The organism is Rhodococcus sp. 320_ES (genome assembly GCF_059691855.1).
Genome location: NZ_JCAWAG010000002.1, coordinates 298,063 through 321,671 on the forward strand (window position 1 = coordinate 298,063; position 23,609 = coordinate 321,671).

Here is a 23,609-nt window from a genome sequence, read left to right on the forward strand (position 1 = left end):
GACGAGTCGTGAGCGACCCGGACGATCTCGGGTCCGCATCAGACCTTCCGCCCGTCACGAGCGGTGATCAGGCAGTAGCCGACGCAGAGGCACGCGCCCGCGTCACTGCCGGTCGCAACCTGCCCGTGCTCGACGACCTTCAGGCGCCGGACGACACGGCGAATCTGCGGCAGGGTCCGGATCTGAATCACGACATGTTGGCCCTGATTCCTCTGGTCGGAGTGTGGCGTGGCGACGGTGAGGGGCACGACCCCGAGACCGGCGACTATCCCTTCGGCCAGCAAATCGTCGTCAAACACGACGGTGGCCCCTACCTGAGCTGGGAAGCGCGATCCTGGAAGCTCGACTCCGACGGCAGCTACCTGTCACCGGACCTGCGCGAGAGCGGCTTCTGGCGAGTCAGCGGTTCCGGCGCGCCGGGCGACGAGAACGCGGAAGTGATCGAGCTGCTGCTCACCCACAGCTCCGGCTTGCTCGAACTGTTCTACGGCCATGCACTCAACCAGTCGTCGTGGGAGCTCGTCACCGACGTCGTGGCACGCAGCACCTCGGGAGCATTGGTCGGCGGCGCGAAACGTCTCTACGGCATCGTCGAGGGCGGCGATCTCGCGTACGTCGAGGAGCGCATCGGGGCGGACGGATCGCTCGAGCCGCGCCTCTCGGCCAGGCTTCAGCGCTACGTGGGGTAACCGCTACGTGCGGTAACAGGGGCCCTTCAGATCGGCGGCATGAAACGCAGCAACCCCCGAGCCCTACCGCTGCTGACGGTGATGTTCACCGTCGAACAAGGGTCCCGGTCTGGACGGACCGGGGGCTCGGGGGTCGGGTAGCTGCCTGGAATTCGCTCGCCGCTCGCGCGGAAAAGCATTCCGTCAGCGGTTGCGGCTAGCTGACAGCCACCTCACGCGTCCTAGAAGAATTCAACTTCAGACCACCTCCTCTCTCGTGTACATCCGAAGTTACGCGGACATTCGAGACTCGGCAACGGCATTTTTTCGGACGCTGTCTCAGACGCTGCCGACAGCTTGATCGACCAGCCGACGGATCTGTTCGTCGCCGGCTCGTTCCGGGCGCGCGAGCCCGTCCAGCGAGCGAACGCGCGCTGCGAGGGTGACCGACGACATCAGCCAAACACTGTCGGCTGCAACGAGATCCGCAGATCGTACGGGCGCGTACGAGCAGTCGAAACCGGATCCGGCGGCCACCTCGAACAGCGCCGACACCGTGGTTCCCCGAAGCACGCCGAACTCCACGGGCGGCGTCACCATCGACGTACCGGTGACGGCCACGACCGTGGACCGCGGGCCCTCCAGAACCATTCCTTCGCTGCTGACGAAGACCACGTCGTCGGCGCCCATCGCTGCTGCGTGCCGCAGTGCCGCCATGTTGATCGCGTAGGACAGCGTTTTCGCGCCGAGCAGTTGCCACGGTGACGACGCCGCCTCGATCGAGAGTCCGCGCGGGAGGGTCAGCACGGACACGCCGTCGCGGCGGGCGGTCAGGACCCGGTCGGCGATCGGGCCCACCGTCACGTACGCGGTCGGTGGCCCGCCGCTCTCGCGGCCCCGACTCAGAACCAGGCGCATGACACCGTCGTCCTCGCTGTCCCACTCCTGCACCGCCCTCGCGACGGCCGCACGCCACCGAGCAAGGTCGGGCGCCGGAAGATCCATGGTCTCGGCCGACGTCGTCAGCCGGGCGAGATGCAGGTCCAGGGTGCACACACGCCGCCCACGCACCAGCAAGGTTTCGAAGATCCCGTCGCCGCGGACCGCAGCGAGGTCGTCCGCGAACAGCATGGGCGCATCCGGATCCAGCACCGCCCCGTCCAGCCCGACCAGTACACGCAAAGACATGCGCCGAGGGTAGTGCCGAAAGCTCCTAGACTGTTGGTGTGTCACATACTTCGCTGGTCGGATCAAGTCCTCTTCGTCGGCTGCCCGGCGCGGTTCCGTCCCCCGAGGGCGGTCCGGACGAGGGGACGGCCTGGCACTACGGCGATCCGCTGCGTGAGCAACGCGCCGCCGTGACCACAGCTGCGGTCGTGGATCGCTCCACGCGCGCCGTGATCGCGATCGGCGGGGACGAGCGGCTGACGTGGCTGCACACCATCTCGAGCCAGAACCTTCTCGACCTGGCGAACGGTCAGTCCGCGGAGAACCTGAGCCTGGACGCCAACGGGCGCGTCGAGCATCACTTCGTACAAACAGACATCGCCCTGACTTCGGCTCCCCCGACCACCTGGATCGACACCGACCCCGCCCACGGTCCGGCCCTGCTGACCTTCCTGACCAAGATGGTGTTCTGGGCCAAGGCCGAGCCCCGTGACGGCAGCGAACTGGCAGTGCTCTCGCTGCTCGGTCCCGAGTCGCCGGCAATTCTCCGATCGCTGGACATCGCCGTTCCCGCGCTTCCCTACGCCGCCGAGCCGATCGACGGCGGTTTCGTCCGCAGGATGCCCTGGCCGACGCGGACCGACTCGTTCGACCTTCTCGTCCCGCGTGCCGACCTCATGGGCTGGTGGACTCGTCTGCTCGACGCCGGCGCGTCTCAGGCCGGCAGCTGGGCGTACGAGGCCCTGCGGGTGGAGTCGGTACGGCCTCGCATCGACGTCGACACCGACGAGCGCACCATTCCCCACGAGGTCGGGTGGATCGGCGGGGTCGCCGAATTCGGTGCCGTCCACCTCGACAAGGGCTGCTACCGCGGCCAGGAAACCGTCGCGCGCGTGCACAATCTGGGCAAGCCGCCGCGCCGGCTCGTCATGCTCCACCTCGACGGCTCCGCCGACGGACGACCGGAGACCGGGGACGACGTGACCGCGCAGGGGCGCTCCGTCGGACGCGTCGGCACCGTGGTCGATCACTTCGAACTCGGCCCGATTGCACTTGCCCTGATCAAGCGCACCGTGCCGGTGGACACCCAGCTCGAGGTCGGCCCGTGCGCGGCGTCGATCGACCCCGACTCCGTGCGGGAGGAGACGGCGATACAAGCAGGTCGGGCCGCCGTCGACCGGCTGCGAGGCCGCTGATCGTGACGGGCATCGTGCAGGCGGTGTGTGTGGTCGGACAGATTCGTCCGCTGAGCCGTAAGGGCGTGGTGGACTCGGCCATCGACAAGCGTCCTGTCGACGGTCCGGTGCGGATCGGCGAGCTCGGCGTCGAGGGAGATCGCAGCTGCGACACGAAGTTTCACGGAGGGCACGATCAGGCGGTCTACGCCTACTCCGCACAGGAGGCCGAGCGGTGGGCACGCGAACTCGGGCGCGACCTGCCCGCGGGATGGTTCGGTGAGAACCTGAGGGTCGACGCCGTGGCCGTCACGGACGCCGTCGTCGGCTCGCGGTGGAGCGTCGGCACCGCGGAGCTCGAGGTGACGATCGCGCGCACACCGTGCGGCACCTTCGCCAAGTGGAGCGGTGAGCCGCAGTGGGTCAAGCGGTTCGCCGAGCGAGGCGACTGCGGAGCGTATCTCCGTGTCCTGCAACCGGGCACGGTTCGCGCCGGCGACACCATCACCGTCACTGCAGTTCCCGAGCACGGCGTGACCGTTCGTGACCTGTTCCTCGGCGCGGACGCCGACAAGATGCGTCGGCTCATGGACGAGGAGAACCTTGCCCCGAAGGTCTACCGCGATGCCGGGACAGCGCTGAAAAGGGCAACCCGTTCGTGAGCGAGGCGCTCGTCGAGGTCGTCCGCTCCGGATTCCGCGAGTGCACCCACCGCGGATCTCTCGTGGTCGTCGCACCGGACGGGTCGCCCACCCTCGAGGTCGGTAACACCCGCAGTCCGATGTTTCCCCGCTCGTCGAACAAGCCTTTGCAGGCCGTCGCGATGCTGCGCGCGGGCTTCGTGCCGCTCACCACGAGCGAGCTGGCCATAGCCGCCGCTTCCCACGAGGGGCAACGCGAGCACGTTCGACTCGTGCAGTCTCTGCTCGACCGCTTCGGACTGAGTGCGCAGCACCTGCGGTGCCCTCCGGCACTGCCCTCGAACGACCGGGCCCGAGCCGACGCGATGGCGGCGGGGATCGACCCGACGCCGCTGTTCATGAACTGCTCGGGAAAGCACTCGGCGATGCTGGCTACGTGCGTTGTCAACCAGTGGCCACTCGCCGGCTACCTCGACCCCACGCACCCGCTCCAAGTCGCGATCGCCGACACCATCGCCGACCTGACGTCCGAACGCACGGCCCCACTCGGTGTCGACGGATGCGGGTTGCCGATCGTTCCGGTGTCGCTGGCCGATCTGGCGCGTTCCTTCGGTTCTCTCGTGACAGCGCCGCCCGGAACCGACGAACGCTCCGTCGCCGACGCCGTCCGCGAGCACCCGTTCCTGATCTCCGGAACCGGCAAGGAGGACGAGATACTGATGACCGCCGTGCCGGGTCTGCTGTGCAAGTCCGGTGCCGACGGTGTGTTCGCCGCCTCACTGCCCGACGGCACGGCGTTCGCGTTCAAGATCGACGACGGTCACGACCGGGCGCGGCTGCCTCTCGCCGCCGCGGCGCTTCGACACTGCGGCGCCGCGTGGTCCGACGCGCTGGAGGCGCTCGCGGAAACTCCGGTCATGGGTGGCGCGGCGAGGGTCGGCACAGTGCGAGCCGTGGTCCATTTCGACCCGGCGACCTGACCGAGCGGTCTGGTTCGGGTATCGAATCGGTGATGCTCGCCTCATCCAACGGGCCGATCGGAGTGTTTCGGTAGGACGCGCCGTGCCGACGCGCGACCGGCGGCGATTCCCTGGAAGCGCGTAGCCGTTTCGCACGCTAGAGTGTCTTTCAGGAAGACTAAACAATCTGACGGGGCCGCCAAAAAATCCCAGGCCGCCCCGCTACTCGCGAGGGGGTTAGCCATGGGCCGTGGCCGGGCTAAGGCAAAACAGACCAAAGTTGCGCGTGAGCTCAAGTACAGCTCACCGTCCACGGATTTCGAGAGCCTCCAGAAGGAGCTCACGGGTTCGCCAGACTCGCACCGTAGCAGCGTTGTCGATCGGGAGCCGTCCCGTTACGACGACGAGTACGAGGATTGGCGACGCTGACGTTCGTCGCGTCACCGGTTTTTCCATAACCTTCACAGCGGACTGCGGGGACATCCATTCGGATGTCCCCGCATTCTGCGTCGGCTTCTAGAACCCTGCGTTCGCTTCTAGAACCTGGGGTGGGTTCCCACCAGCACGGCACGCTCGTCGGTGGCCTTCTCGGCGCTTCTGCGCACCGTTCCCAGCGTCCAGCAGTCGATGTGGCGTGCCGTCAGGACGGCCAGGGCCCGGTCGACGTCCTCGGGCGCCACGATGGCCACCATGCCGACGCCCATGTTGAAGGTGCGTTCCATCTCCGCGCGCTCGACCCGGCCGCGCTGGGCGATCAGAGCGAACACCGGCGCCGGGCTCCAGGTGCCGCGGTCGAGTTCGGCGACCAGACCGGCGGGCATGACGCGGGCCAGGTTGTTCGCCAACCCGCCTCCGGTCACGTGGCAGAAGGTGCGCACGTCCGTTTCGGCGGCGAGCGCCAGGCAATCCTTGGCGTAGATCCGGGTGGGTTCGAGCAGCTCTTCCCCGAGCGAGCGTCCGAACTCCTCGATGTGTCCGGTGAGGGACATACGGTCGATGTCGAGGAGCACCTTGCGAGCCAGCGAGTACCCGTTCGAGTGCAGTCCCGACGAGCCCATGCCGATCACGACGTCGCCGGGACGCACGCGGTCGGGGCCGAGAACGGCGTCGGCTTCCACGACACCGATGCCGGTGGCGGAGAGGTCGTAGTCGCCGTCGGCCATCACGCCGGGGTGCTCGGCGGTCTCGCCGCCGAGGAGTGCACAGCCGGCCGCGATGCAGCCGTCGGCGATGCCCTTGACGATCTCGGCCACCCGCTCGGGCACGACGCGGCCCACGGCGATGTAGTCCTGCAGGAACAGCGGTTCGGCTCCGCACACGACGAGGTCGTCGACCACCATGGCCACGAGGTCGAGGCCCACGGTGTCGTGCTTGTCCAGAGCCTGCGCGACCGCGAGCTTGGTGCCGACGCCGTCGGTCGAGGCGGCCAGGAGCGGCTCGCGGTAACTGCTCTTGAGCGCGAAGAGCCCGGCGAACCCTCCGAGACCTCCCATGACCTCCGGCCGGCTGGCTTTCTTGGCGAGTGGCGCGAACAGTTCGACGGCGCGGTCTCCCGCTTCGATGTCGACCCCGGCTGCGGCGTACGAGGCGCCTTTTTCGTCGGTCATGGGTCAGTACGCTACCGGCCGGTCACCGCACCTCGGGCTTGGGGATGGCCGCGATGAGGCGTTTCGTGTACTCCTGCTCCGGCTCGCGGAGGATCTTCCAGGGTGTCCCGATCTCCACCACACCGCCGTCCTTGAGTACCGCGACGCGATGGGCCAACCGGTCCACCACGGCCAGGTCGTGGCTGATGAACAGGCACGCGAAGTTCAGCTCGCGCTGCAGCTCCTCGAACAGGTCCAGCACCGCTGCCTGCACCGAGACGTCGAGCGCACTGGTCGGTTCGTCGGCGACCAGAAGATCCGGCCGCAGCACCAGCGCACGCGCCAGTGAGGCACGTTGACGCTGCCCGCCCGAGAGTTCGTGGGGGTACCGCTTCTCGGTGCCCGCGGGCAGCTGTACCGAGTCCAGCCAGTCGGTGACGGTCTTGGCGATCTCGGCCTTGGAACCGGTCCTGTGCACCAGCATCGGCTCGGCAACGCATTGCCCGACGGTCAGGCGCGGGTTGAGGGACGTCGATGGATCCTGGAAGACGAATCCGAACCGCTTCCGCAGGGACTTGAGCCCCTTGCCTCGCAGCGCGCGGATGTCCTGTCCGAGCACCTCGATCGAGCCGGACGTCGGTTTCTGCAGCGCTGCGACGCATCGCCCGATCGTCGACTTGCCCGACCCGGATTCGCCGACGAGTCCGAGCGTCTCGCCCGCGTGGAGGTCGAAGCTCACGTCGTCGACGGCCCGGAACATCGGCTGTCCGACGCCGCCGGAGAATTCCACGACCAGGTCTCGCACGCCGAGGACCGGAGCGCCCGACCTGTCGATCTGCCGGTCGGTCTGCTCCGGATCCAGCGTCGGAACCGCCGCGAGCAGCCTCTTCGTGTAGTCGGCCTTCGGCGCGTTGAAGAGGTCACCGACCGAGGCTTCCTCGACCACCTCGCCGTCCTTCATCACCACGACACGGTCCGCGATGTCGGCCACCACGCCCATGCTGTGCGTGATGAGCACGATCGCGCAGCCGAGGCGGTCCTTCAGATCGCGCAGCAAAGACAGGATCTCGGCCTGCACGGTGACGTCCAGCGCGGTCGTCGGCTCGTCGGCGATGATCACCTTGGCTTCGCAGGAAATGGCGATGGCGATCATGACGCGCTGCTTCTGCCCGCCGGAGAGCTCGTGCGGGAAGTACCCGAATCGACGCTCCGGATCAGGCAGTCCGACCATCGCGAGCAATTCGACGGCGCGCGCCTTCGCGGCCTTCTTGTCCATCACCTTGCCGTCGGCGCCGGGGTGTGCGCGCAGTGCTTCCACGATCTGGTAGCCGACGGTGTAGAGCGGGTCGAGCGCGCTGCCCGGCTCCTGGAAGATCATGGCGATGGCATCACCGCGCAACGAGACCCACTGTTTGTCGGTCAGGTGCGTGACGTCGGAGGTGGCGAGCGTGACGTGACCGTCCACATGCGCGGTGGTGGGCAGCAAGCCGATCGCCGACCGCACGCTCACGGACTTGCCCGAACCCGACTCCCCCACCACGGCAAGCACTTCGCCGGGAAACACCTCGAAGGAGACACCCTTGACGGCCTTCACCGTGCCGCCGTCGGTGTCGAATGCGACGTTCAGAGAATCGAGCTTCAGAGCCGGTTCCGCTGTGGTCATGCGCTCACCTTCTTGGAAAACTTGCGACGGGTGCGCAGAACGGGATTGAGTGTCTCGCTGATGCTTTCGCCGACCATGGTCATGCCCAACACCACCAGCACGATTCCGAGACCGGGGAAGATCGACGTCCACCAGATGCCGTTGGAGATGTCCGGCAGCGCCTTGTTGAGGTCGTAGCCCCACTCCGATGCCGCGGTCGGCTCGATACCGAATCCGAGGAAGCCGAGCCCCGCCAGGGTGAGGATGGCCTCCGCACCGTTCAGGGTGATGATGACCGGCAGCGTCTGCGTGACGTTGGCGAGGATGTGGCGGAACAGGATTCGTACCGTGCTCGCACCGGTGACCCGAGCCGCGTCGACGTACGGCTCGGTCTTGACCGAGACCGTCGCATTGCGCACCACGCGGAAGTACTGCGGGACGAACACCGCCGTGATGGCGATGGACGCCGACAGCACGCCGCCGAAACTCGAGGACTGGCCACCGGCCACGACGATCGAGACCACCACGGCGAGAAGCAGACTCGGGAACGCGTACATCGCGTCCATGAACAGCACCAGGATGCGGTCGATCCAGCGGCCGATGTATCCGGACGCCAACCCCAGTGGCACACCGATGACGATCGAGAGCACCAGGGACGTCACGATCACCAGAAGCGCGGTCCGCGCTCCGTAGACGACGCGGGAGAACACGTCCTCACCGCGCACCGACGTTCCGAAGATGTGATCGGCACTCGGCGCTGCCTGCCTGGCGAAATCGACTCCGCCGGAACTGGTCTGCGCAAAATCGTACGGCGCGATCAGCGGTGCGAACACCGCAGCGATCACGAACACCGCCACCAGAACGAGGCCGACGATGATGGTCCACTTCTGCAGACCGGCACTCGACTTGATCAGCGCGACACCAGGTATCCCCCGTCGAGGGGCGGGCGCTTCGAGCTCTCCGACACTGACTTCGACGCTCATCAGAACCTCACTCGGGGATCGATCAGAGCGACGATCGCATCGGTGAGGAAGCTGATCACCGCCACCACGATGGCCAGGAACGTCACGATGCCTTGCACGGCGATGAAGTCACGGGCCTGCAGGTAGCGCGCGAGCTGGAATCCGAGGCCCTGCCACTCGAACGTCGTCTCCGTCAGCACTGCGCCGCCGAGCAGGGTGGCGATCTGGAGCCCCATCACGGTGACCACCGGGATGAGAGCGTTGCGGAAGGCGTGACGGCGCGTGACCGTCCTTGCCCCGACGCCGCGTGCTCGCGCGGCCTCGACGTATCCGGACTGCAGCGTCTGCAGCAGGTTCACACGCACGAGCCGCAGAAACACTCCGGCGGTGAGCAATCCGAGCGCGACCGCCGGCAGAACAGCGTGCTTCAACACGTCGAGCGTGTAGCCGGTGTCGCCGTAGAGGATCGAGTCGATCAGGAGGATGTTCGTCTTCGGCGAGACGTTCTGCAGCGCCAGTTCGACATTCGTGCTGGCGCGGCCGGCGACCGGGAGCCACCCGAGCTTCACGGCGAAGACCAGCTTCAGCAGCATGCCGACGAAGAACACGGGCGCGGCGTAGAACAGGATCGCAAGAATGCGCAGCGTTCCGTCCGACACCTTGTCGCGGTGAGTTGCGGCGAAGAAGCCGAGAGGGACTCCGACCAGAAACGCGACCAGCAGCGCCCAAAACGCCAGTTCCAGGGTGGCAGCGCCGTTGGTGACGAGTACGTCGCTGATAGGGATGTTGTTCGTCGAAGCCCTACCGAAGTCGCCGCGTAGCAACCCGGTCAGATACTCCCAGTACTGGGTGAGAATCGGCCGGTCGTATCCGGCGGCGGCGCGCCGCTCGGCGATCTGGTCGGCGGGCAGTCGACCGCCGAGCGCTGCGCTGATCGGATCTCCGAGCACGCGCATGAGGAAGAAGACGACGGTCACCAGGATCCACGCTGTCGGAATGATCAGCAGGAACCGGATTCCGAGGTAACGGGCGAGCGCGCCGTACCGTGACGACGCGCTCGCCCGAGAGTCCTTCCCCACCTCCGCCGGTGCCGGCGTGGTGGTGGCCATGATCAGCCCTTCGAGATGGGGGTGAAGCGGAACTTGAACGACGCGTCGAGCGTCGAATCGACGCCGGACACCTGATCCGTGCTCACCGCGATCTGCTTGCCTTCCAGCAGCGGCAGGGTCGAGACGAAGTCGGTCGCCATGCGCGTCTGAATCTGCCCGATGATCGCTTCACGGGCGGTCTTGTCCTGCGTCGTGCGCTCCTGGTCGATGAGCGCCGTGATCTCCGGGTTCTCGAAGTGGTTCTGCAGGAAGTTGTCCGGCGCGAAGAACGGCGTCAGGTAGTTGTCGGCGTCCGGGAAGTCCGGGAACCACCCGAGCTGGTACACGGGGTAGGTGTCCGCCACGCGTGCCTTGTTGTAGGTGTTCCATTCCGTCGACTGCAGATTGACGGTGAACAGGCCCGTCGACTCGAGCTGGGACTTGACTGCCGCGTACTCCTCGGACGAGCTCGAACCGTAGTGATCCGGGTTGTACTGCAGGTTGATCGCCACCGGGGTGGTGATGCCTGCGGCACTGAGGAATCCGGCTGCCTCGTCCTTGTTCGGAGTGTCGCCGTAGACGTCCTTGAACGCGGTGTTGGAACCGGCGAGGCCACTGGGGACGACCGACCATGCGGGGGTGTAGGTGCCCTTGTAGACGTTGTCCGACAACGCCTGTCGATCCACCGAGGCCGCCATGGCCTTGCGGACGGCGAGCTTCTGCTCGGGCGTGCCGCCGGGCATCGTGTTCAGGTTGAACACGATGTAGCGCAGCTCGCCGCCGGGACCGTTGTGCACGGTCAGTCCGTCGACGGAGCTGAGCGAGTCGATGTCGGTGGGGGTGAGCGAGCGCCACGCCACGTCGATCGACTTGTTCTGCATGTCCAGCTTGAGGTTGTCCGAGCTGGTGTAGGTGCGCAGGGTGACGTTGTCGGTCTTGGGTGCGCCCAGCGCGCCCTTGTATCCGTCGAACTTCGAGAAGCTGACGAGCGAGTTCTTCTCGTAGCTGTCGATGGAGTACGGGCCGGCGAACGGCTTCGCGGCGACGATGGCGTTGTCGTCCATGATCGAGTCGGCCGGGAACACCTTCTCGTCGACGATCGGGCCCGTGTTGGTCGCGAGCGTCTGCGGGAACGTCTGGTCGTTGGCCGACTTCAGCGTGAAGTCGACGGTGGTCGGCGTCGGCGCGGCGACGGACGCGAGGTTCGCGAGCAGCGACGCGGGACCGTTGGGATCGTTGATCGACATGATGCGGTCGAAGGAGAACTTGACGCTCGCCGACGTGAGCGGGTTGCCGTTGGCGAAGGTCAGTCCGTCCTTCAACGTGCAGGTGTAGACGGTGGGGGCGCTGAAGTCGCAGCTCTGCGCGGCGTCGGGGACGAGTTCGTCGCTTCCGGGCGCGTAATTCATCAGGAACGGATAGACCTGGTTCATGATGGTGAACGAGCCGTTGTCGTAGGACGCGGCAGGGTCGAGTGCGTACACCTGGTCGGTCGTACCGACGAGGAGCGCGGCGCCGGCATCGCCGGAGCCACCCGACCCTGAGTCGGTGCGCCCCGAGCCACAGGCCGCAGCGGCGAGCGCGGCGACGGACAGGATCGAGATCAAAGCGGTGGTGCGTCCTCTGGAGGGCACGCTCATGGTGGGACGTCCTTCGTGGGTGCTCTGGGTTTCGGTGAACGGCACGTTACCGAGTTCCGGTGTCGTTCATGTGACGAACACTACGAATTTTTTAACATGACCGGTACTTACCTGTCCGACGGCCCGACTGGTTGTGGGTTTTCCCTGGTCTTGGCTCTACCAATACCGAGGCGGTACACCGACTACGGGCACCGCGGATCGTCAGCGGCACCCGCGATTGCGAGCGCGCGGCGCGAATCGGGATGCACGGGGCCGGGGCACTGCCGATTGCAGGTGCCCGGAGCGAATCGGCTCAGGGCCTGGACAGTGCGCTGACGTTGTCGTCGTCGGGCACGAGCGGCTCGCCCGTGGTGCGATTCAAGATGCCTTCGAGCACGTTCTTCCCCATCGACGCCTCGCTGGGCAGTGCGATCGGGTAGTTGCCGTCGAAGCATGCGGCACACAGGCGCGACTTGGGCTGCTCCGACGCGGCGATCATGCCTTCGATGGAGATGTATCCGAGCGAGTCGGCGCCGATCGCGTGGCGCACACCCTCGAGCATGCCGTCCTCGGAATCCATACCGTTCGCGATGAGCTCGGCGGGCGAGGCGAAGTCGATGCCGTAGAAGCAGGGCCACCGCACCGGCGGCGACGCGATGCGCACGTGAATTTCCAGTGCGCCGGCTTCCCGCAACATGCGGATGAGTGCGCGCTGGGTGTTGCCGCGAACGATCGAGTCGTCGACCACGATGAGGCGTTTGCCCCGGATGACCTCGCGAAGCGGGTTGAGCTTCAACCGAATACCGAGCTGACGAATGGTCTGCGACGGCTGGATGAACGTCCGGCCGACGTAGGCGTTCTTCATCAGGCCCTGGCCGTACGGAATGCCCGATCCCTGCGCGTACCCGACGGCGGCCGGGGTGCCCGACTCGGGAACCGGGATGACGAGGTCGCCGTCGGCCGGGTGCTCCTCGGCGAGGCGACGACCGATCTCGACGCGCGTCGAATGCACCGAACGTCCGCCGATGACACTGTCGGGACGTGCGAGGTAGACGTATTCGAAGACGCAGCCCTTGGGCTCCGGTGTTGCGAAGCGCGACGACCGCACGCCGTCGGCGTCGATGGCCAGGAGTTCACCGGGCTCGATGTCGCGAACGAAGGACGCGCCGACGATGTCCAGGGCCGCAGTTTCGGACGCGACCACCCAGCCGCGGTCAAGGCGTCCGAGCGACAGCGGGCGAACCCCGTGCTTGTCACGCGCGGCGTACAGGGTGTGCTCGTCCATGAAGGTCAGGCAGAACGCGCCTTCGAGTGTCGGCAGCAGCTCCATCGCCGACTGCTCCAACGTGCTGTCGGCCGCACCGTGCGCGAGGAGTGCTCCGACGACGTCCGAGTCGGACGTTCCGCTGCCGCGTCGATTACCGACCAGGCCGGCGTCGCGGGCACGGGATGCCAATTCGGTCGTGTTGACGAGGTTGCCGTTGTGACCCAACGCGACGCCGCTGCCGGCGGCGGTGGTGCGGAAGATGGGCTGCGCGTTCTCCCACGTCGTGGATCCGGTGGTGGAGTAGCGGCAGTGCCCGATGGCGACGTGACCCGGCATGGCGCCGAGCGTCTGCTCGTCGAACACCTGGCTGACCAGGCCGAGATCCTTGAAGACCAACACCTGGGATCCGTCGGCGACAGCAATTCCCGCCGCTTCCTGGCCGCGGTGCTGCAGGGCGTACAGGCCGTAGTACGACATCTTCGCGACGTCTTCACCGGGCGCCCAGACCCCGAACACTCCGCATTCCTCGCGCGGTTCGTTCTCGGGTTCGTCGAGCGAGGAAGGTGTCGAGTGGGGTGATGTCACGGGTAGCGCTCCCTGGGGGCTCGGCGAGGGGTGCAGGCCAAAGTCTACGGCCTCCGCGGCGATCAACACGCCCCTCGAGGCCCACCATTCCTTCGCGCAGTGTGATCCCCGACTCTTTTCAATTATCCGACCGGCCTCCGGCCTGCCCGCCCGCGTGCATGATCGAGTGATGAAGCGAAACTTGCCTCCCGGCGTCGTGCCCGAGACACCAGGCCCCGGCCAGGAATCGGTCTGGGACTACCCCCGCCCGCCATTGCTGGAATCGTCGACGAAAAGGGCCGTCGTCCGTTTCGGGACATCGGTGGTCGTTGACAGTTCTCGCGCCTGGCGGGTCCTCGAAACGTCGCACCCACCGACCTGGTACATCCCGCGAGACGACGTCGACTCGAGCCGCATTCGGCGATCGTCGGCACGCTCGACCATGTGCGAGTGGAAAGGCGCAGCCACTTACTGGGACATCGTCGGCGAGGACGGATCCGTGCTCGAAGCCGGCGGGTGGAGTTACGAGACGCCGACGGCACCGTTCCGAGAGATCGCGGGCTTCCTGTCCTTCTCCCCCGCACAGCTAACCTGCGAACTGGCCGGAGAAACCGCGCGCGCCCAGGAGGGCGGCTTCTACGCGGGGTGGATCACCTCGGACGTGGTCGGCCCGTTCAAGGGCATCCCCGGTTCCTGGGGCTGGTAGGCGGAGACACTGGGCAGCCGTCAGTACACGTCCCGCACGTACCGCTTCTCGGCCACCAACTTCTTCTTGAACGCCAACGCGTCGTCGTCGCTCATCTTTCCGTGCACCGACGCGATGGTGAGGAGCGTGTCGTCGACGTCCTTCGCCATGCGCGACGCGTCCCCGCACACGTACACGTTGGCACCGTCCCGAAGCCATCGCCACAGTTCCGCGCCGTGTTCGATCATTCTGTCCTGCACGTAGATTCGTTCGCGCTGATCTCGCGAGAACGCCAGATCCAGCCGGTGAAGGAACCCGTCGCGAAACATGTCTTCGAGCTCGGTCCGGTAGTAGAAGTTGTGGTCGGCGTGCTGGTCGCCGAAGAACAACCAGTTCCGTCCCGGATGCCCCAGCGCGCGGCGGTGATGGAGGAAGCCGCGGAACGGCGCTATTCCTGTCCCGGGGCCGATCATGATCATCGGAGTGGAGGAATCCGAGGGCGGGCGGAAATGCGGTGACTTCTGTAAGTACACCGGAACGGTCCCCGCTCGGTCGGCCAGGTACGTCGAGCACACGCCGCCCAGTTCGGTGTCGTTCTCCCCGCGATAGCGAACCACCGAGACGGTCAGTTGCACTTCGGTCGGGCTGACGAGTGGACTGGAGGAGATCGAATACTGCCGCGGGGCAAGCCGTTTGAGAACACTGCTCCACTCGACCATGTCCGCGTGCACGGGAAATGCCCTCAGCAGATCGGGTGCCTGACGACCGTAGAGCCAGTTGTCGAGCTCGGTTCGGTTGTCCCGCCGCAGCAACTTGGCCAGTTTCGGGTCGGAGTTGCGCTGGGCGACGAACTCCAGCAGAGCTGGTGACACTTTCGCGATGTCGTACCGCGTTGCCAACACCTCGGTCAGCGGCAGGTCCGTGCCGTCGATCTCGATGGTGCGGGAACCGTCCAACCCGGTGGCGGCCAGCCAGTTGCGCACGGTGGCAGGCGAATTGCGCGGGATCACGCCCAAAGAGTCTCCGGGTTCGTAGCTCACCCCGGAGTCGCCGAGGTCGAAGCCGAACTGGCGCACCTCTTTCGCCGAGTTGGGACTCGACAGCACCACATTGGTGCTCAACGTGGCCATGACCGGGTTCGCCTTGGTGAACGTCGGCGCGGGTGCGGCGACGGTTCTCTCCTTGACTGCGACGCCGCCGACCGGTCTCGGTTCGGGTGCCGGAGAACCGGTCTCGACGAGTTCGTTCAGGACGGTCGTCAGCCACCGGTCGGCGGTTTCGTCGTCGCCCGGCTCGCACCGCACCAGATCGGCCAGCCGTCGCCCACCGAGTGCCTGAATCCTCGCGTCGAGTGCCCGTGCGTGTCCGCAGAACTCGTCGTAGGACGAGTCGCCCATTCCGAGCACCATGAACCGAACCCCGTCGAGCGAGGGCGCGTCGTCGGACGACAGGCGGGTCCAGAAGTCGGCGCCGTTGTCCGGCGGCCCACCGTCACCGAAGGTACTGCTGACGATCACCACATCCCGCGCGTCGGCCAGGGCGGCCAGTTCACAGTCGTCCATGTTCTTCAGTTCCGGTTGCGCCCCCGCCTCGGCGAGGCGTGCGACCACGGTCTCGGCGAATTCCTCGGCGTTGCCGGTCTGAGACGCCCACAGCACCAGCGCCCCGGGCCGAGCGTCCTGCTTGCCCTCCACCGGAACATCTGCGCGCGAATACATTCCGGCGAGCATCCCGTCCACCCACAGACGGGACGCCGGGGACAGCGGAGCGCCCGCGGGGAGGCTCGGCACACCGTGCACGTCCCCGACCAGCGCGGAGAGGAAACCGCCGACGTACACCTTCTCGAGATCCGACAAGGTCGGCGCGGCCACGCTCTCGAGTCCCAGTGCGCTCGCCAGCGGATGCGCCACGGCACGAGGAACGGTGGCCACGGGTCGCAGCGTCACGGCGCACACCTTGAACTCCGGCTGCAGCGACATCGGATCGACCGCGTCGTTGGTCACCGCATTGATGGTCAGGTATTCGCCCTGCTCGTCGTTCCAGTGGAACGGCGCAAAACAGTTGCCGCGCAACACCCCGTCGGTGACCACCGCGGGCAGGACGGCCCGGCCTCGACGAGACGCGATCTCGACCCGGGCTCCGTCGACGACGCCGAGCCGCTCGGCGTCCTCGGAATGGATCTCGACGAACGGATCGGGATTGAGCTTGTTGAGTTTGGCCACCTTGCCGGTTTTGGTCAGCGTGTGCCATTGGTGTTGCAGGCGACCGGTGTTCAGGACGAACGGGTAGTCGTCGTCGGGCATTTCTGCGGCGTCCATGTGCGGTCGGCCGTAGAAGACGGCCCGCCTGTTCGGAGTCGGAAAGGCCAGCCGGGGCACCGTCCCGTCCTCGTCGACGTGCAGGTCCTGGCTGACGCCGTCGTTGAGGTAGCGGATCGGATGGCGATCTGCGTCGTCGTCGGGCGGCGCGGGCCACTGCAGCGGCGTCTCGCGCAGCCGCTCGTACGTTGCACCGCGCAGGTCGTATCCGGTCTTGGGATTGGAGAATTTGGTGATCTCGGCGAAGACGTCCTCGCTGGTCTTGTAATCGAAGTCGGCCTCGAAACCCAAGGCGCACGCGACGTCCGCGATGAGCCGCCAATCGGGACGTGCATCGCCGGCAGGTTCGATCGACTGTTGGAGCAGCGTCATGTTGCGCTCGGAGTTGATCATCACAGCGTCGGACTCCGCCCACAGCGTCGCCGGCAGAAGGATGTCCGCGTAGGAGTTGGTGGCCGTCTCGGTGAAGGTGTCCTGCGCGATCACGAGCTCGGCGGCTTCGAGACCGGCCACGACGGTCTTGCGGTTGGCCACGGAGGCAACGGGATTGGTGCAGATGATCCAGCACGCTTTGATCTCACCCGTGGCCAGTCGGGAGAACATCTCGATCGTTCCGGGGCCCACGTCGGATCGGATGGTGCCGGGGTCCAACCCCCACTGCGTCTCGACGAAGGCGCGGTCGTCCGCGGACACCACCGCACGCTGGCCGGGAAGTCCGGGTCCCATGTACCCCATCTCGCGGCCACCCATCGCGTTGGGCTGACCGGTGAGCGACATCGGTCCACTGCCGGGCTTGCAGATCGCACCGGTGGCGAGGTGAAGGTTGCAGATGGCGTTGGTGTTCCACGTGCCGTGTGTGCTCTGGTTCAAACCCATTGTCCAGCAGGACATCCATTCACCGGCCTCACCGATCCACCGCGCCGCGGTGCGAATGTCCGCCTCGTCGAGCCCGGTGATCGAGGCGACGCGGTCCGGGGTGTAATCGGCGAGGAACGCGGGCATGGCGTCCCACCCGTCGGTGTGCTCGGCGATGAACTCCTCGTCGATGTCACCGTTCTCCACGAGCAGGTGGAGAAGCCCGTTCAGGAGCGCGAGGTCGGTGCCGGGCGCGATCGGCAGATACAGATCCGCCTTCTCCGCGGTCGTGGTGCGGCGCGGATCGACGACGATCAGTTTCGCTCCGGCCTTGAGTCGATCGGCCATGCGCAGGAACAGGATCGGGTGGCAGTCGGCCATGTTGGAGCCGATGACGAAGAACAGGTCGGCCCGGTCGAAGTCGGTGTAGGAGCCGGGCGGGCCGTCGGCGCCGAGCGACTGCTTGTATCCGGTGCCGGCGCTCGCCATGCACAGTCGTGAATTGGATTCGATGTGGATGGTGCGCAGAAACCCCTTGGCAAGCTTCGTGGCCAGGTACTGCGCTTCGAACGACATCTGGCCGGAGACGTACAGCGCCACCGAATCCGGTCCGTGCTCGTCGACGATGGTGCGCAGGCGGTCGGCCGCGTCGCGGACGGCGGCGTCGACGGACACGGCGCCCAGTTCCTGCCCTCGCTCCCGGCGCAGGTACGCCGACGTCATCCGTCCGTCGCCGAGCATCATCTCCGCGTGGGTAGCGCCCTTCGTGCAGAGGCGTCCGAAGTTCGTCGGGTGCAGCTTGTCGCCGCTGACCTTCGCGATCACGGGTGACCCGCTGTCCGCGGACGTGTCGACGACGATGCCGCATCCGACGCCGCAGTAGGAACAGGCAGTCCTCGTCGAGACACGAGTTGTTGCGGCCTGGCCCATGGCCCCATGGTGCGTGACGTGCAGTTCCAGGAGATTGCCCGCGGGTTATCTCCAGATCACACCGACCTCACCGCCCTACCCCGCATATGTGAGGTGGTAAGACAGGGGCCATGACCCCGCAGGACTACGCGCACTCCGATCACGCCCAGCGCGCCCGCGAAGCGAAGGCGACGGCCCTGGCCACGTACCTGTGGGACCGCTCGATCGACAGCGCCGAAACGCTGGCCATGCCCGCCGACCAGCGACGCAAGCTTGCCAGGGCAGCCGGCGTGAGTCCGCCCAGTACGGACGAGACGTGGAAGTCCGTCGGACGGATGCTCGACGACAAGGCCTCCTGGGCGGCGGCCAATCCCGACCACCCGTCCGCGGTCCGCAAGCACACCGACGAGAAGATCATGTGGGTGAAACCGCCGATCACACCGTGGACGAGCTAGGTCCGCAGCAGCGGCAGCCAGTGTGCGATCTCGCCGGCGCGACCGCCGGACACCGTCAGCGTCGACGCGCCCGCGTCGAACTCGAGCCGACCGGTGGCGAGCAGCAGCCACGTCCGAGGGTCGGTCTCCACGACGTTCGGTGGCGTCCCCCGAGTGTGCCGAGGGCCGACGATGCACTGCACGGCCACGAACGGCGGCACCCTGACCTCGACGCTCGAACCCGGTGCGATCTGCTCCAGCGTCCGCGCGCTCAGGCGCACCGCTGCAGCCAGATCGGCGCGCGGGGGCTTCGGTTGCGTGTCGTCGTCCAACCACGCCGACACCGCGAGCAAGGCCGCGCGTAGGGCGGCCGGATCGACCTTCTTACTCGGCGCCACGGGCACCGAATTCCCTGAGCACAGCCCCGCCGCCGTTGACCGCGTAATGGAACATCGCGGGCGCGACGACTCCGCCGCCCCGACTACGCAATTCGTCGAACACGACCGCAGAGATCCCAGTGAACGCGATGGTCGGGAGCGAGCCGGCGGCCACCCGCCAGTGCCACAACCCGAAGACCACGCAGTCGAACGCACGCGACCAGAGTGGCCCGAAGGCGCTGCGCGACAGCGAATAGAGGATCGAGCGGAAGATCAGCTCTTCGGTCAGGACGGTCCCGACGGGGATGCGGAAAAGCACCCACTCCACCGGTGACACTTCCGGACGGCCGGCCGCTCGCGTGCGCAGGGCGGGAACCGCGGCGATCAAGGCGTAGGCAGTCGACGGAAGCGCAGCCGCAGCCGCGCCTACGCGAAAACCGGTCGCGCTCAGCCCGAGATCACGTACTCCTGCTCGTCGCGCGACGACCGTCGAGCTCACTGCGACAACGGCATTCGCGGCGGCGCGACTACGTGGCGACGACGTGACCGCGGGTGCGACCACGTTGTTCCACGCCAACGCGGCAACCGCCGCCGCCACGGCACTCGATCTCATTCAGGCGCATCCAGATTGGGGAACTTCGCGTCGACCTCGTCCATGTCCGCCTGCACCCTGTCGGTGTCGGCCGCCGTCCAGCCTTCGGGGGCTGCCACCGCCGCCCAGGAGTCGACGGCGGATGCGCCGTAGCTGTGTCCGTGACCCGACGGGACGCCGAGCGAATTGGTCATGTCGGCCGTGACCTGCCAGAAGGTGACGATGGGGAACCATCGCATGCTGGCCAGCCGATCCGATCCCGGCGGCTCGGCCAGCCAGTCGGGTCGCTCGAACAGAAGGCTGGGCGACCACCAGACGATCGGATCCGACGCGTGCTGCATGTAGAGCACCCGCGGGTTGGGCCACGGACCGGTCTGGGCGTCCAAACGGGCTGCGCTGTCGGCGAATCGGACGAGGAGACCGCCGGCGTACTCGGGCTCGACCTCGGTGGTCCCGGGGTCGCGGCGGGTGACGTACGTCTGCCAGATGCGGTTGGAGTTCGGCGGGCCGACCCACAGGACACCGTCGACCTTCTCCCGGATGTCGCTGATGTCGGTGAAGGCCGCCTCCCCCGCCTGCGACCCGAGGCTCTCGCCGTAGACGTACAACTTGGGCCGCGTTTCCTCCGGCTCGGCCGACCATCGCTTCTGCACGGTCTCGATCAGAGTGCGTCCGGCCGCGGCCGAGGCCTCGCGGTCGGCGATGAACGAGATCCAGCTCGGCAGGTAGGAGTACTGCGTCGCGATGATCGCGGTGTCGCCGTCGTACATCATTTCGAACGCGCGGGCGGACACCGGATCGACCCATCCGGTGCCCGTGGTCGGCATCACCACGATTGCCTTGCGCGAGAACGCCCCGGTGCGCTCGAGTTCATCGATCACCATCGACATGCGCTCGTCCGAAGTGGGCGCCGACGCCAGTCCCACGTAGGCCCGTATGGGTTCTTCGGCGGGTCTACCGGTGACGTCCGTCATCTGATCCGCGGTCAGCCCACCGGCGACGAAGTTGCGGCCCTCGTATCCGAGCGAGTCCCACGACACCGTCGACTGCGGGCTGCCCGATCGCTCCGCCTCGGTGGGTTGTTCGACCCCACTGCGCGTTTCGTCGTTCTTCACGCTGGAGATGGAGTTGGCGACGCTGATGAAGCCGCGCAGGAGCACACCCTGAATCAGGGTGAAGCCGACGACGAGAATGAGGGCGACGCCGATCGCGTTGGCCAACCCGCGTGGAATCTTGGTCCACCTCAGGATCTTGCGCGCGATGAACCGTCGAATGTCGCGCAGGACGCGCCACAACGAAATGAGCAGCGCGGCAATGACGATCATGATGGCGCCGGTGCGGAAGTAACCGGTGGTCGTCGTTCCCTCGGCGCTCATGAGAGCGGAGAGTTCGCGCTGCCACTGCGCCGAGACCGCGAGCATGATCGCGACAGCGAGTGTCGAGAGCACGGGAACGGCGATCTTCAGCGCACGTTCGACGCGATAGGGCAGCGGCCACCACGGTTGGTTGTGCAGGAACCAGCGCTTGACCGCCCACTGCACCGCGACGCCCACGCCGTAGCCGATGGCGGCGTTGATACCGCTGACGATTCCCTGGAACAGCCACCCACGGGGCAGCAGCGACGGCGTCAGGGACCAGCAGACGAAGAACGCTCCGAACGCGATTCCGGTGAAGTCCAGTCGCAGCAGGCTCCATGCCCACCCGACGAACGGGTGCTTGCGCACCGTGCGTATCGCCGAGTGGAGGACGAAGTCGGGAAGTTGCTCGAGCCGTTCGAGTGTGGGTTCGTGAACGGTCTCGGTCACTCGCTCACCCGAAGAGAGCGGGCAGCGTCTTCTCGTACGCCTCCCGGAGTTCTGCCACCGGCACCGTGAACAGTCCCTGGAACTCGATCGAATCCGACCCCTCGTCGGCCACGCCGATCCGCTCCCACGGCAACCCCCTCGCACTGCACATTCCGGTGAAGCGGGTCTCCTCGGTGCGCGGAACCGCCACGAGCACCCGACCCGCCGATTCGGAGAACAGCGTCACGAAGGGATCTGTTCCCTCGGGAAGCAGAATCCGGCATCCGGCCTCACCGGCGAGCGCCGCCTCGACGATGGTCTGCGCCAATCCGCCTTCCGACAGGTCGTGCGCCGCGGACACCAGTCCGTCGCGGCTGGCGGCGGTGAGAATGTCGGCGAGAAGCTGCTCACGTGCGAGGTCCACCTTCGGCGGCACTCCGCCGAGATGGTCGTGGACGACCTGCGACCAGATGGATCCGTCGAACTCGTCGTGCGTCTCGCCGAGCAGGATCAGCGTCTCGCCCGGCTCGAGGCCGATGCCGGTCGGGATGCGGCGGTGGACGTCGTCGATGACGCCGAGCACGCCGACCACGGGGGTCGGCAGGATGGGCGTCGCGCCGGTCTGGTTGTAGAAGCTGACGTTGCCGCCGGTCACCGGAATGCCGAGGGTTGCGCAGCCGTCGGCGAGTCCGCGGACGGCCTGCTGGAACTGCCACATGACGCCCGGGTCCTCGGGAGATCCGAAGTTCAGGCAGTTCGTCACGGCCTTCGGGGTGGCCCCGGTCGTGGCCACGTTGCGGAAGGCCTCGGCGAGCGCGAGTTGCGCGCCGCGGTACGGGTCGAGGGCGGTGTAGCGACCGGATGCGTCGGTCGCCAACGCGATTCCGCGACCGGTCTTCTCGTCGATCCGGACGACACCGGCGTCGGCGTGCTCGGCAAGAACGGTGTTGCCGCGGACGTAGCGGTCGTACTGCTCGGTGATGAGTCGGCGGCTGCACAGCTGCGGAGAGCTGATCATCGTGAAGAGCGTCTCGCGCAGCGCCTCGGCTCCGACCGGGCGTTCGAGGTGCGCGGTGGTGTTCGCGATCAGCGCATCCTGCGACGCGGGACGCTCCACGGGACGGTTGTACACCGGCCCTTCGTGCGCGACGGTCAGCGGCGGGACGTCGACGACGGTCTCGCCGCCCCAGGTGATCACCAGGTTCGTGCCGTCGGTGACCTCACCGATGTCGGTCGCGAGCACGTCCCACTTCTTGCAGACGGCCATGAACTTCTCGACGTTCTCCGGGGTCACGACGGCGCACATGCGCTCCTGCGACTCGCTCGACAGCACCTCTGCGGGGGTCATGCCCTCCGCGCGCAGCGGCACTCGGTCGAGTGCGATGTGCATGCCGCCGTCACCCGCCGCAGCGAGTTCCGATGTGGCGCAGGACAGTCCGGCTCCGCCGAGATCCTGGATGCCGACCACGAGGTGCTGGGCGTACAGCTCGAGGCAGCACTCGATGAGCACCTTCTCGGTGAAGGGGTCGCCCACCTGCACCGCCGGAAGCTTCTTGCGGCCGCCGCCCGTCTCGAAGGTTTCCGACGCAAGCACCGACACCCCGCCGATACCGTCGAGGCCGGTTCGTGCGCCGAACAGAATGATCTTGTTGCCCGCGCCCGACGCGAAGGCCAGGTGCATGTCCTCCACGCGCATCACCCCGGCGCACAGGGCGTTGAGCAGAGGGTTGCCGGCGTACGACGCGTCGAACACGGTCTCGCCGCCCACATTCGGCAGTCCCAGCGAGTTTCCGTATCCGCCGACGCCGCGAACGATGCCTTCGAGCACGCGGCGCGTGTCGGGTGCGTCCGCCGCACCGAAGCGCAGCTGATCCATCACGGCGATCGGGCGTGCGCCCATGGCCATGATGTCGCGCACGATGCCGCCGACGCCGGTGGCGGCGCCCTGATACGGCTCGACGTACGACGGGTGGTTGTGGCTCTCGACCTTGAAGGTCACGGCCCAGCCGTCGCCGACGTCGACCACACCGGCGTTCTCGCCGATGCCGGCGAGCATGCCCGCCTTCATCTCGTCGGTGGTGGTCTCACCGAAGTACTTCAGATGCACCTTGGACGACTTGTATGAGCAGTGCTCGCTCCACATGACCGAGTACATCGCCAGTTCGGCGTCCGTGGGCCGGCGCCCGAGGATCTCCTTGATGCGTGCGTACTCGTCGTCTTTGAGACCGAGCTCCCGGTACGGCTGCGCAGTGTCGGGGGTGGAGGCTGCGTCGGAGACCGAGTCGACAGACACGTGGGGTGGATCCTTCCCTGAAGT

Annotated in this window: 19 protein-coding genes; 7 read left to right on the forward strand and 12 right to left on the reverse strand. The window is 66.9% G+C overall.

The window, feature by feature from the left end; all coding sequences use genetic code 11:
• Positions 1-8: 8 nt before the first annotated feature.
• On the forward strand, positions 9-689 hold the full coding sequence (locus AC59JP_RS08140) for a heme-binding beta-barrel domain-containing protein (protein WP_497325231.1): 681 nt from the start codon (positions 9-11) through the stop codon (positions 687-689).
• A gap of 318 nt (positions 690-1,007) precedes the next feature.
• On the opposite strand, the gene AC59JP_RS08145 is transcribed toward AC59JP_RS08140, so the two are convergent.
• On the reverse strand, positions 1,008-1,856 hold the full coding sequence (locus AC59JP_RS08145; RefSeq protein ID WP_497325233.1) for an aminodeoxychorismate lyase: 849 nt from the start codon (positions 1,854-1,856) through the stop codon (positions 1,008-1,010).
• Between the two features lie 38 nt (positions 1,857-1,894).
• Here AC59JP_RS08145 and ygfZ point away from each other — a divergent pair, with 38 nt between their 5' ends.
• The 4 genes from ygfZ to AC59JP_RS08165 all read left to right on the forward strand — a co-directional run bounded on the left by ygfZ (position 1,895) and on the right by AC59JP_RS08165 (position 5,039).
• Positions 1,895-3,031: a CAF17-like 4Fe-4S cluster assembly/insertion protein YgfZ gene (gene ygfZ, locus AC59JP_RS08150; RefSeq protein ID WP_497325235.1), complete on the forward strand. Its 1,137-nt coding sequence runs from the start codon at positions 1,895-1,897 to the stop codon at positions 3,029-3,031.
• A 2-nt stretch (positions 3,032-3,033) separates the two neighbouring features.
• A complete protein-coding gene (locus AC59JP_RS08155; protein ID WP_497325236.1) occupies positions 3,034-3,672 on the forward strand; it encodes an MOSC domain-containing protein in 639 nt (212 codons plus the stop codon).
• Positions 3,669-4,631 (forward strand): asparaginase, encoded by a 963-nt coding sequence (locus AC59JP_RS08160; RefSeq protein ID WP_497325238.1) that lies wholly within the window; start codon positions 3,669-3,671, stop codon positions 4,629-4,631. Before AC59JP_RS08155 ends, AC59JP_RS08160 begins: the two co-directional genes overlap by 4 nt.
• 222 nt (positions 4,632-4,853) lie before the next feature.
• On the forward strand, positions 4,854-5,039 hold the full coding sequence (locus AC59JP_RS08165; protein ID WP_497325239.1) for a DUF3073 domain-containing protein: 186 nt from the start codon (positions 4,854-4,856) through the stop codon (positions 5,037-5,039).
• Between the two features lie 107 nt (positions 5,040-5,146).
• Here the strand turns inward: AC59JP_RS08165 and purM are convergent, their stop codons facing one another.
• The 6 genes from purM to purF all read right to left on the reverse strand — a co-directional run bounded on the left by purM (position 5,147) and on the right by purF (position 13,359).
• Positions 5,147-6,217 carry a phosphoribosylformylglycinamidine cyclo-ligase gene (gene purM, locus AC59JP_RS08170; RefSeq protein ID WP_497325240.1) on the reverse strand — a complete coding sequence of 357 codons (1,071 nt, stop codon included), beginning with the start codon at positions 6,215-6,217 and terminating at the stop codon, positions 5,147-5,149.
• Between the two features lie 22 nt (positions 6,218-6,239).
• Positions 6,240-7,859, reverse strand: coding sequence for an ABC transporter ATP-binding protein (locus tag AC59JP_RS08175; protein WP_497325242.1), 1,620 nt, complete (start codon positions 7,857-7,859; stop codon positions 6,240-6,242).
• A complete protein-coding gene (locus tag AC59JP_RS08180) occupies positions 7,856-8,821 on the reverse strand; it encodes an ABC transporter permease (RefSeq protein ID WP_497325243.1) in 966 nt (321 codons plus the stop codon). Before AC59JP_RS08180 ends, AC59JP_RS08175 begins: the two co-directional genes overlap by 4 nt.
• A complete protein-coding gene (locus AC59JP_RS08185; protein ID WP_497325245.1) occupies positions 8,821-9,909 on the reverse strand; it encodes an ABC transporter permease in 1,089 nt (362 codons plus the stop codon). The genes AC59JP_RS08180 and AC59JP_RS08185 overlap by 1 nt, the downstream gene beginning before the upstream one ends.
• A 2-nt stretch (positions 9,910-9,911) precedes the next feature.
• On the reverse strand, positions 9,912-11,528 hold the full coding sequence (locus tag AC59JP_RS08190) for an ABC transporter substrate-binding protein (RefSeq protein ID WP_497325247.1): 1,617 nt from the start codon (positions 11,526-11,528) through the stop codon (positions 9,912-9,914).
• A 292-nt stretch (positions 11,529-11,820) separates the two neighbouring features.
• Positions 11,821-13,359 carry an amidophosphoribosyltransferase gene (gene purF, locus AC59JP_RS08195; protein ID WP_497325248.1) on the reverse strand — a complete coding sequence of 513 codons (1,539 nt, stop codon included), beginning with the start codon at positions 13,357-13,359 and terminating at the stop codon, positions 11,821-11,823.
• A 169-nt stretch (positions 13,360-13,528) separates the two neighbouring features.
• On the opposite strand from purF, the gene AC59JP_RS08200 reads away from it, so the two are divergent.
• Positions 13,529-14,044 (forward strand): DUF427 domain-containing protein, encoded by a 516-nt coding sequence (locus AC59JP_RS08200; protein ID WP_497325249.1) that lies wholly within the window; start codon positions 13,529-13,531, stop codon positions 14,042-14,044.
• Between the two features lie 20 nt (positions 14,045-14,064).
• Here AC59JP_RS08200 and AC59JP_RS08205 read toward each other — a convergent pair whose 3' ends face one another.
• A complete protein-coding gene (locus tag AC59JP_RS08205; protein WP_497325250.1) occupies positions 14,065-18,126 on the reverse strand; it encodes a bifunctional nitrate reductase/sulfite reductase flavoprotein subunit alpha in 4,062 nt (1,353 codons plus the stop codon).
• 110 nt (positions 18,127-18,236) lie between these two features.
• Between AC59JP_RS08205 and AC59JP_RS08210 the strand changes: the two genes are divergently transcribed.
• Positions 18,237-18,560 carry a hypothetical protein gene (locus AC59JP_RS08210; protein ID WP_497325251.1) on the forward strand — a complete coding sequence of 108 codons (324 nt, stop codon included), beginning with the start codon at positions 18,237-18,239 and terminating at the stop codon, positions 18,558-18,560.
• On the opposite strand, the gene AC59JP_RS08215 is transcribed toward AC59JP_RS08210, so the two are convergent.
• Genes AC59JP_RS08215 through purL form a run of 4 tightly spaced genes read right to left on the reverse strand, consistent with a single transcriptional unit; the run spans position 18,557 to position 23,585 of the window.
• Entirely contained in the window at positions 18,557-18,937 is a 381-nt protein-coding gene (locus AC59JP_RS08215; protein ID WP_497325252.1) for a sterol carrier family protein, read from the reverse strand. The two genes, AC59JP_RS08210 and AC59JP_RS08215, sit on opposite strands and share 4 nt — an antisense overlap.
• Positions 18,924-19,529, reverse strand: coding sequence for a CPBP family intramembrane glutamic endopeptidase (locus AC59JP_RS08220; protein ID WP_497325253.1), 606 nt, complete (start codon positions 19,527-19,529; stop codon positions 18,924-18,926). The genes AC59JP_RS08215 and AC59JP_RS08220 overlap by 14 nt, the downstream gene beginning before the upstream one ends.
• Positions 19,526-21,313, reverse strand: a complete 1,788-nt coding sequence (locus AC59JP_RS08225) for an alpha/beta hydrolase (protein WP_497325254.1) — start codon at positions 21,311-21,313, stop codon at positions 19,526-19,528. Before AC59JP_RS08225 ends, AC59JP_RS08220 begins: the two co-directional genes overlap by 4 nt.
• Before the next feature lie 4 nt (positions 21,314-21,317).
• Positions 21,318-23,585, reverse strand: coding sequence for a phosphoribosylformylglycinamidine synthase subunit PurL (gene purL, locus AC59JP_RS08230; RefSeq protein WP_497325255.1), 2,268 nt, complete (start codon positions 23,583-23,585; stop codon positions 21,318-21,320).
• Positions 23,586-23,609 lie beyond the last annotated feature (24 nt).

Coding starts and splice junctions, on each gene's coding strand:
- AC59JP_RS08190 (WP_497325247.1), bottom strand. CDS start 11,528: ATGAGCGTGCCCTCCAGAGGACGCACCACCGCTTTGATCTCGATCCTG.
- AC59JP_RS08175 (WP_497325242.1), bottom strand. CDS start 7,859: ATGACCACAGCGGAACCGGCTCTGAAGCTCGATTCTCTGAACGTCGCA.
- AC59JP_RS08220 (WP_497325253.1), bottom strand. CDS start 19,529: ATGAGATCGAGTGCCGTGGCGGCGGCGGTTGCCGCGTTGGCGTGGAAC.
- purM (WP_497325240.1), bottom strand. CDS start 6,217: ATGACCGACGAAAAAGGCGCCTCGTACGCCGCAGCCGGGGTCGACATC.
- AC59JP_RS08205 (WP_497325250.1), bottom strand. CDS start 18,126: ATGGGCCAGGCCGCAACAACTCGTGTCTCGACGAGGACTGCCTGTTCC.
- AC59JP_RS08185 (WP_497325245.1), bottom strand. CDS start 9,909: ATGGCCACCACCACGCCGGCACCGGCGGAGGTGGGGAAGGACTCTCGG.
- AC59JP_RS08165 (WP_497325239.1), top strand. CDS start 4,854: ATGGGCCGTGGCCGGGCTAAGGCAAAACAGACCAAAGTTGCGCGTGAG.
- AC59JP_RS08180 (WP_497325243.1), bottom strand. CDS start 8,821: ATGAGCGTCGAAGTCAGTGTCGGAGAGCTCGAAGCGCCCGCCCCTCGA.
- AC59JP_RS08200 (WP_497325249.1), top strand. CDS start 13,529: ATGAAGCGAAACTTGCCTCCCGGCGTCGTGCCCGAGACACCAGGCCCC.
- AC59JP_RS08145 (WP_497325233.1), bottom strand. CDS start 1,856: ATGTCTTTGCGTGTACTGGTCGGGCTGGACGGGGCGGTGCTGGATCCG.
- AC59JP_RS08210 (WP_497325251.1), top strand. CDS start 18,237: ATGACCCCGCAGGACTACGCGCACTCCGATCACGCCCAGCGCGCCCGC.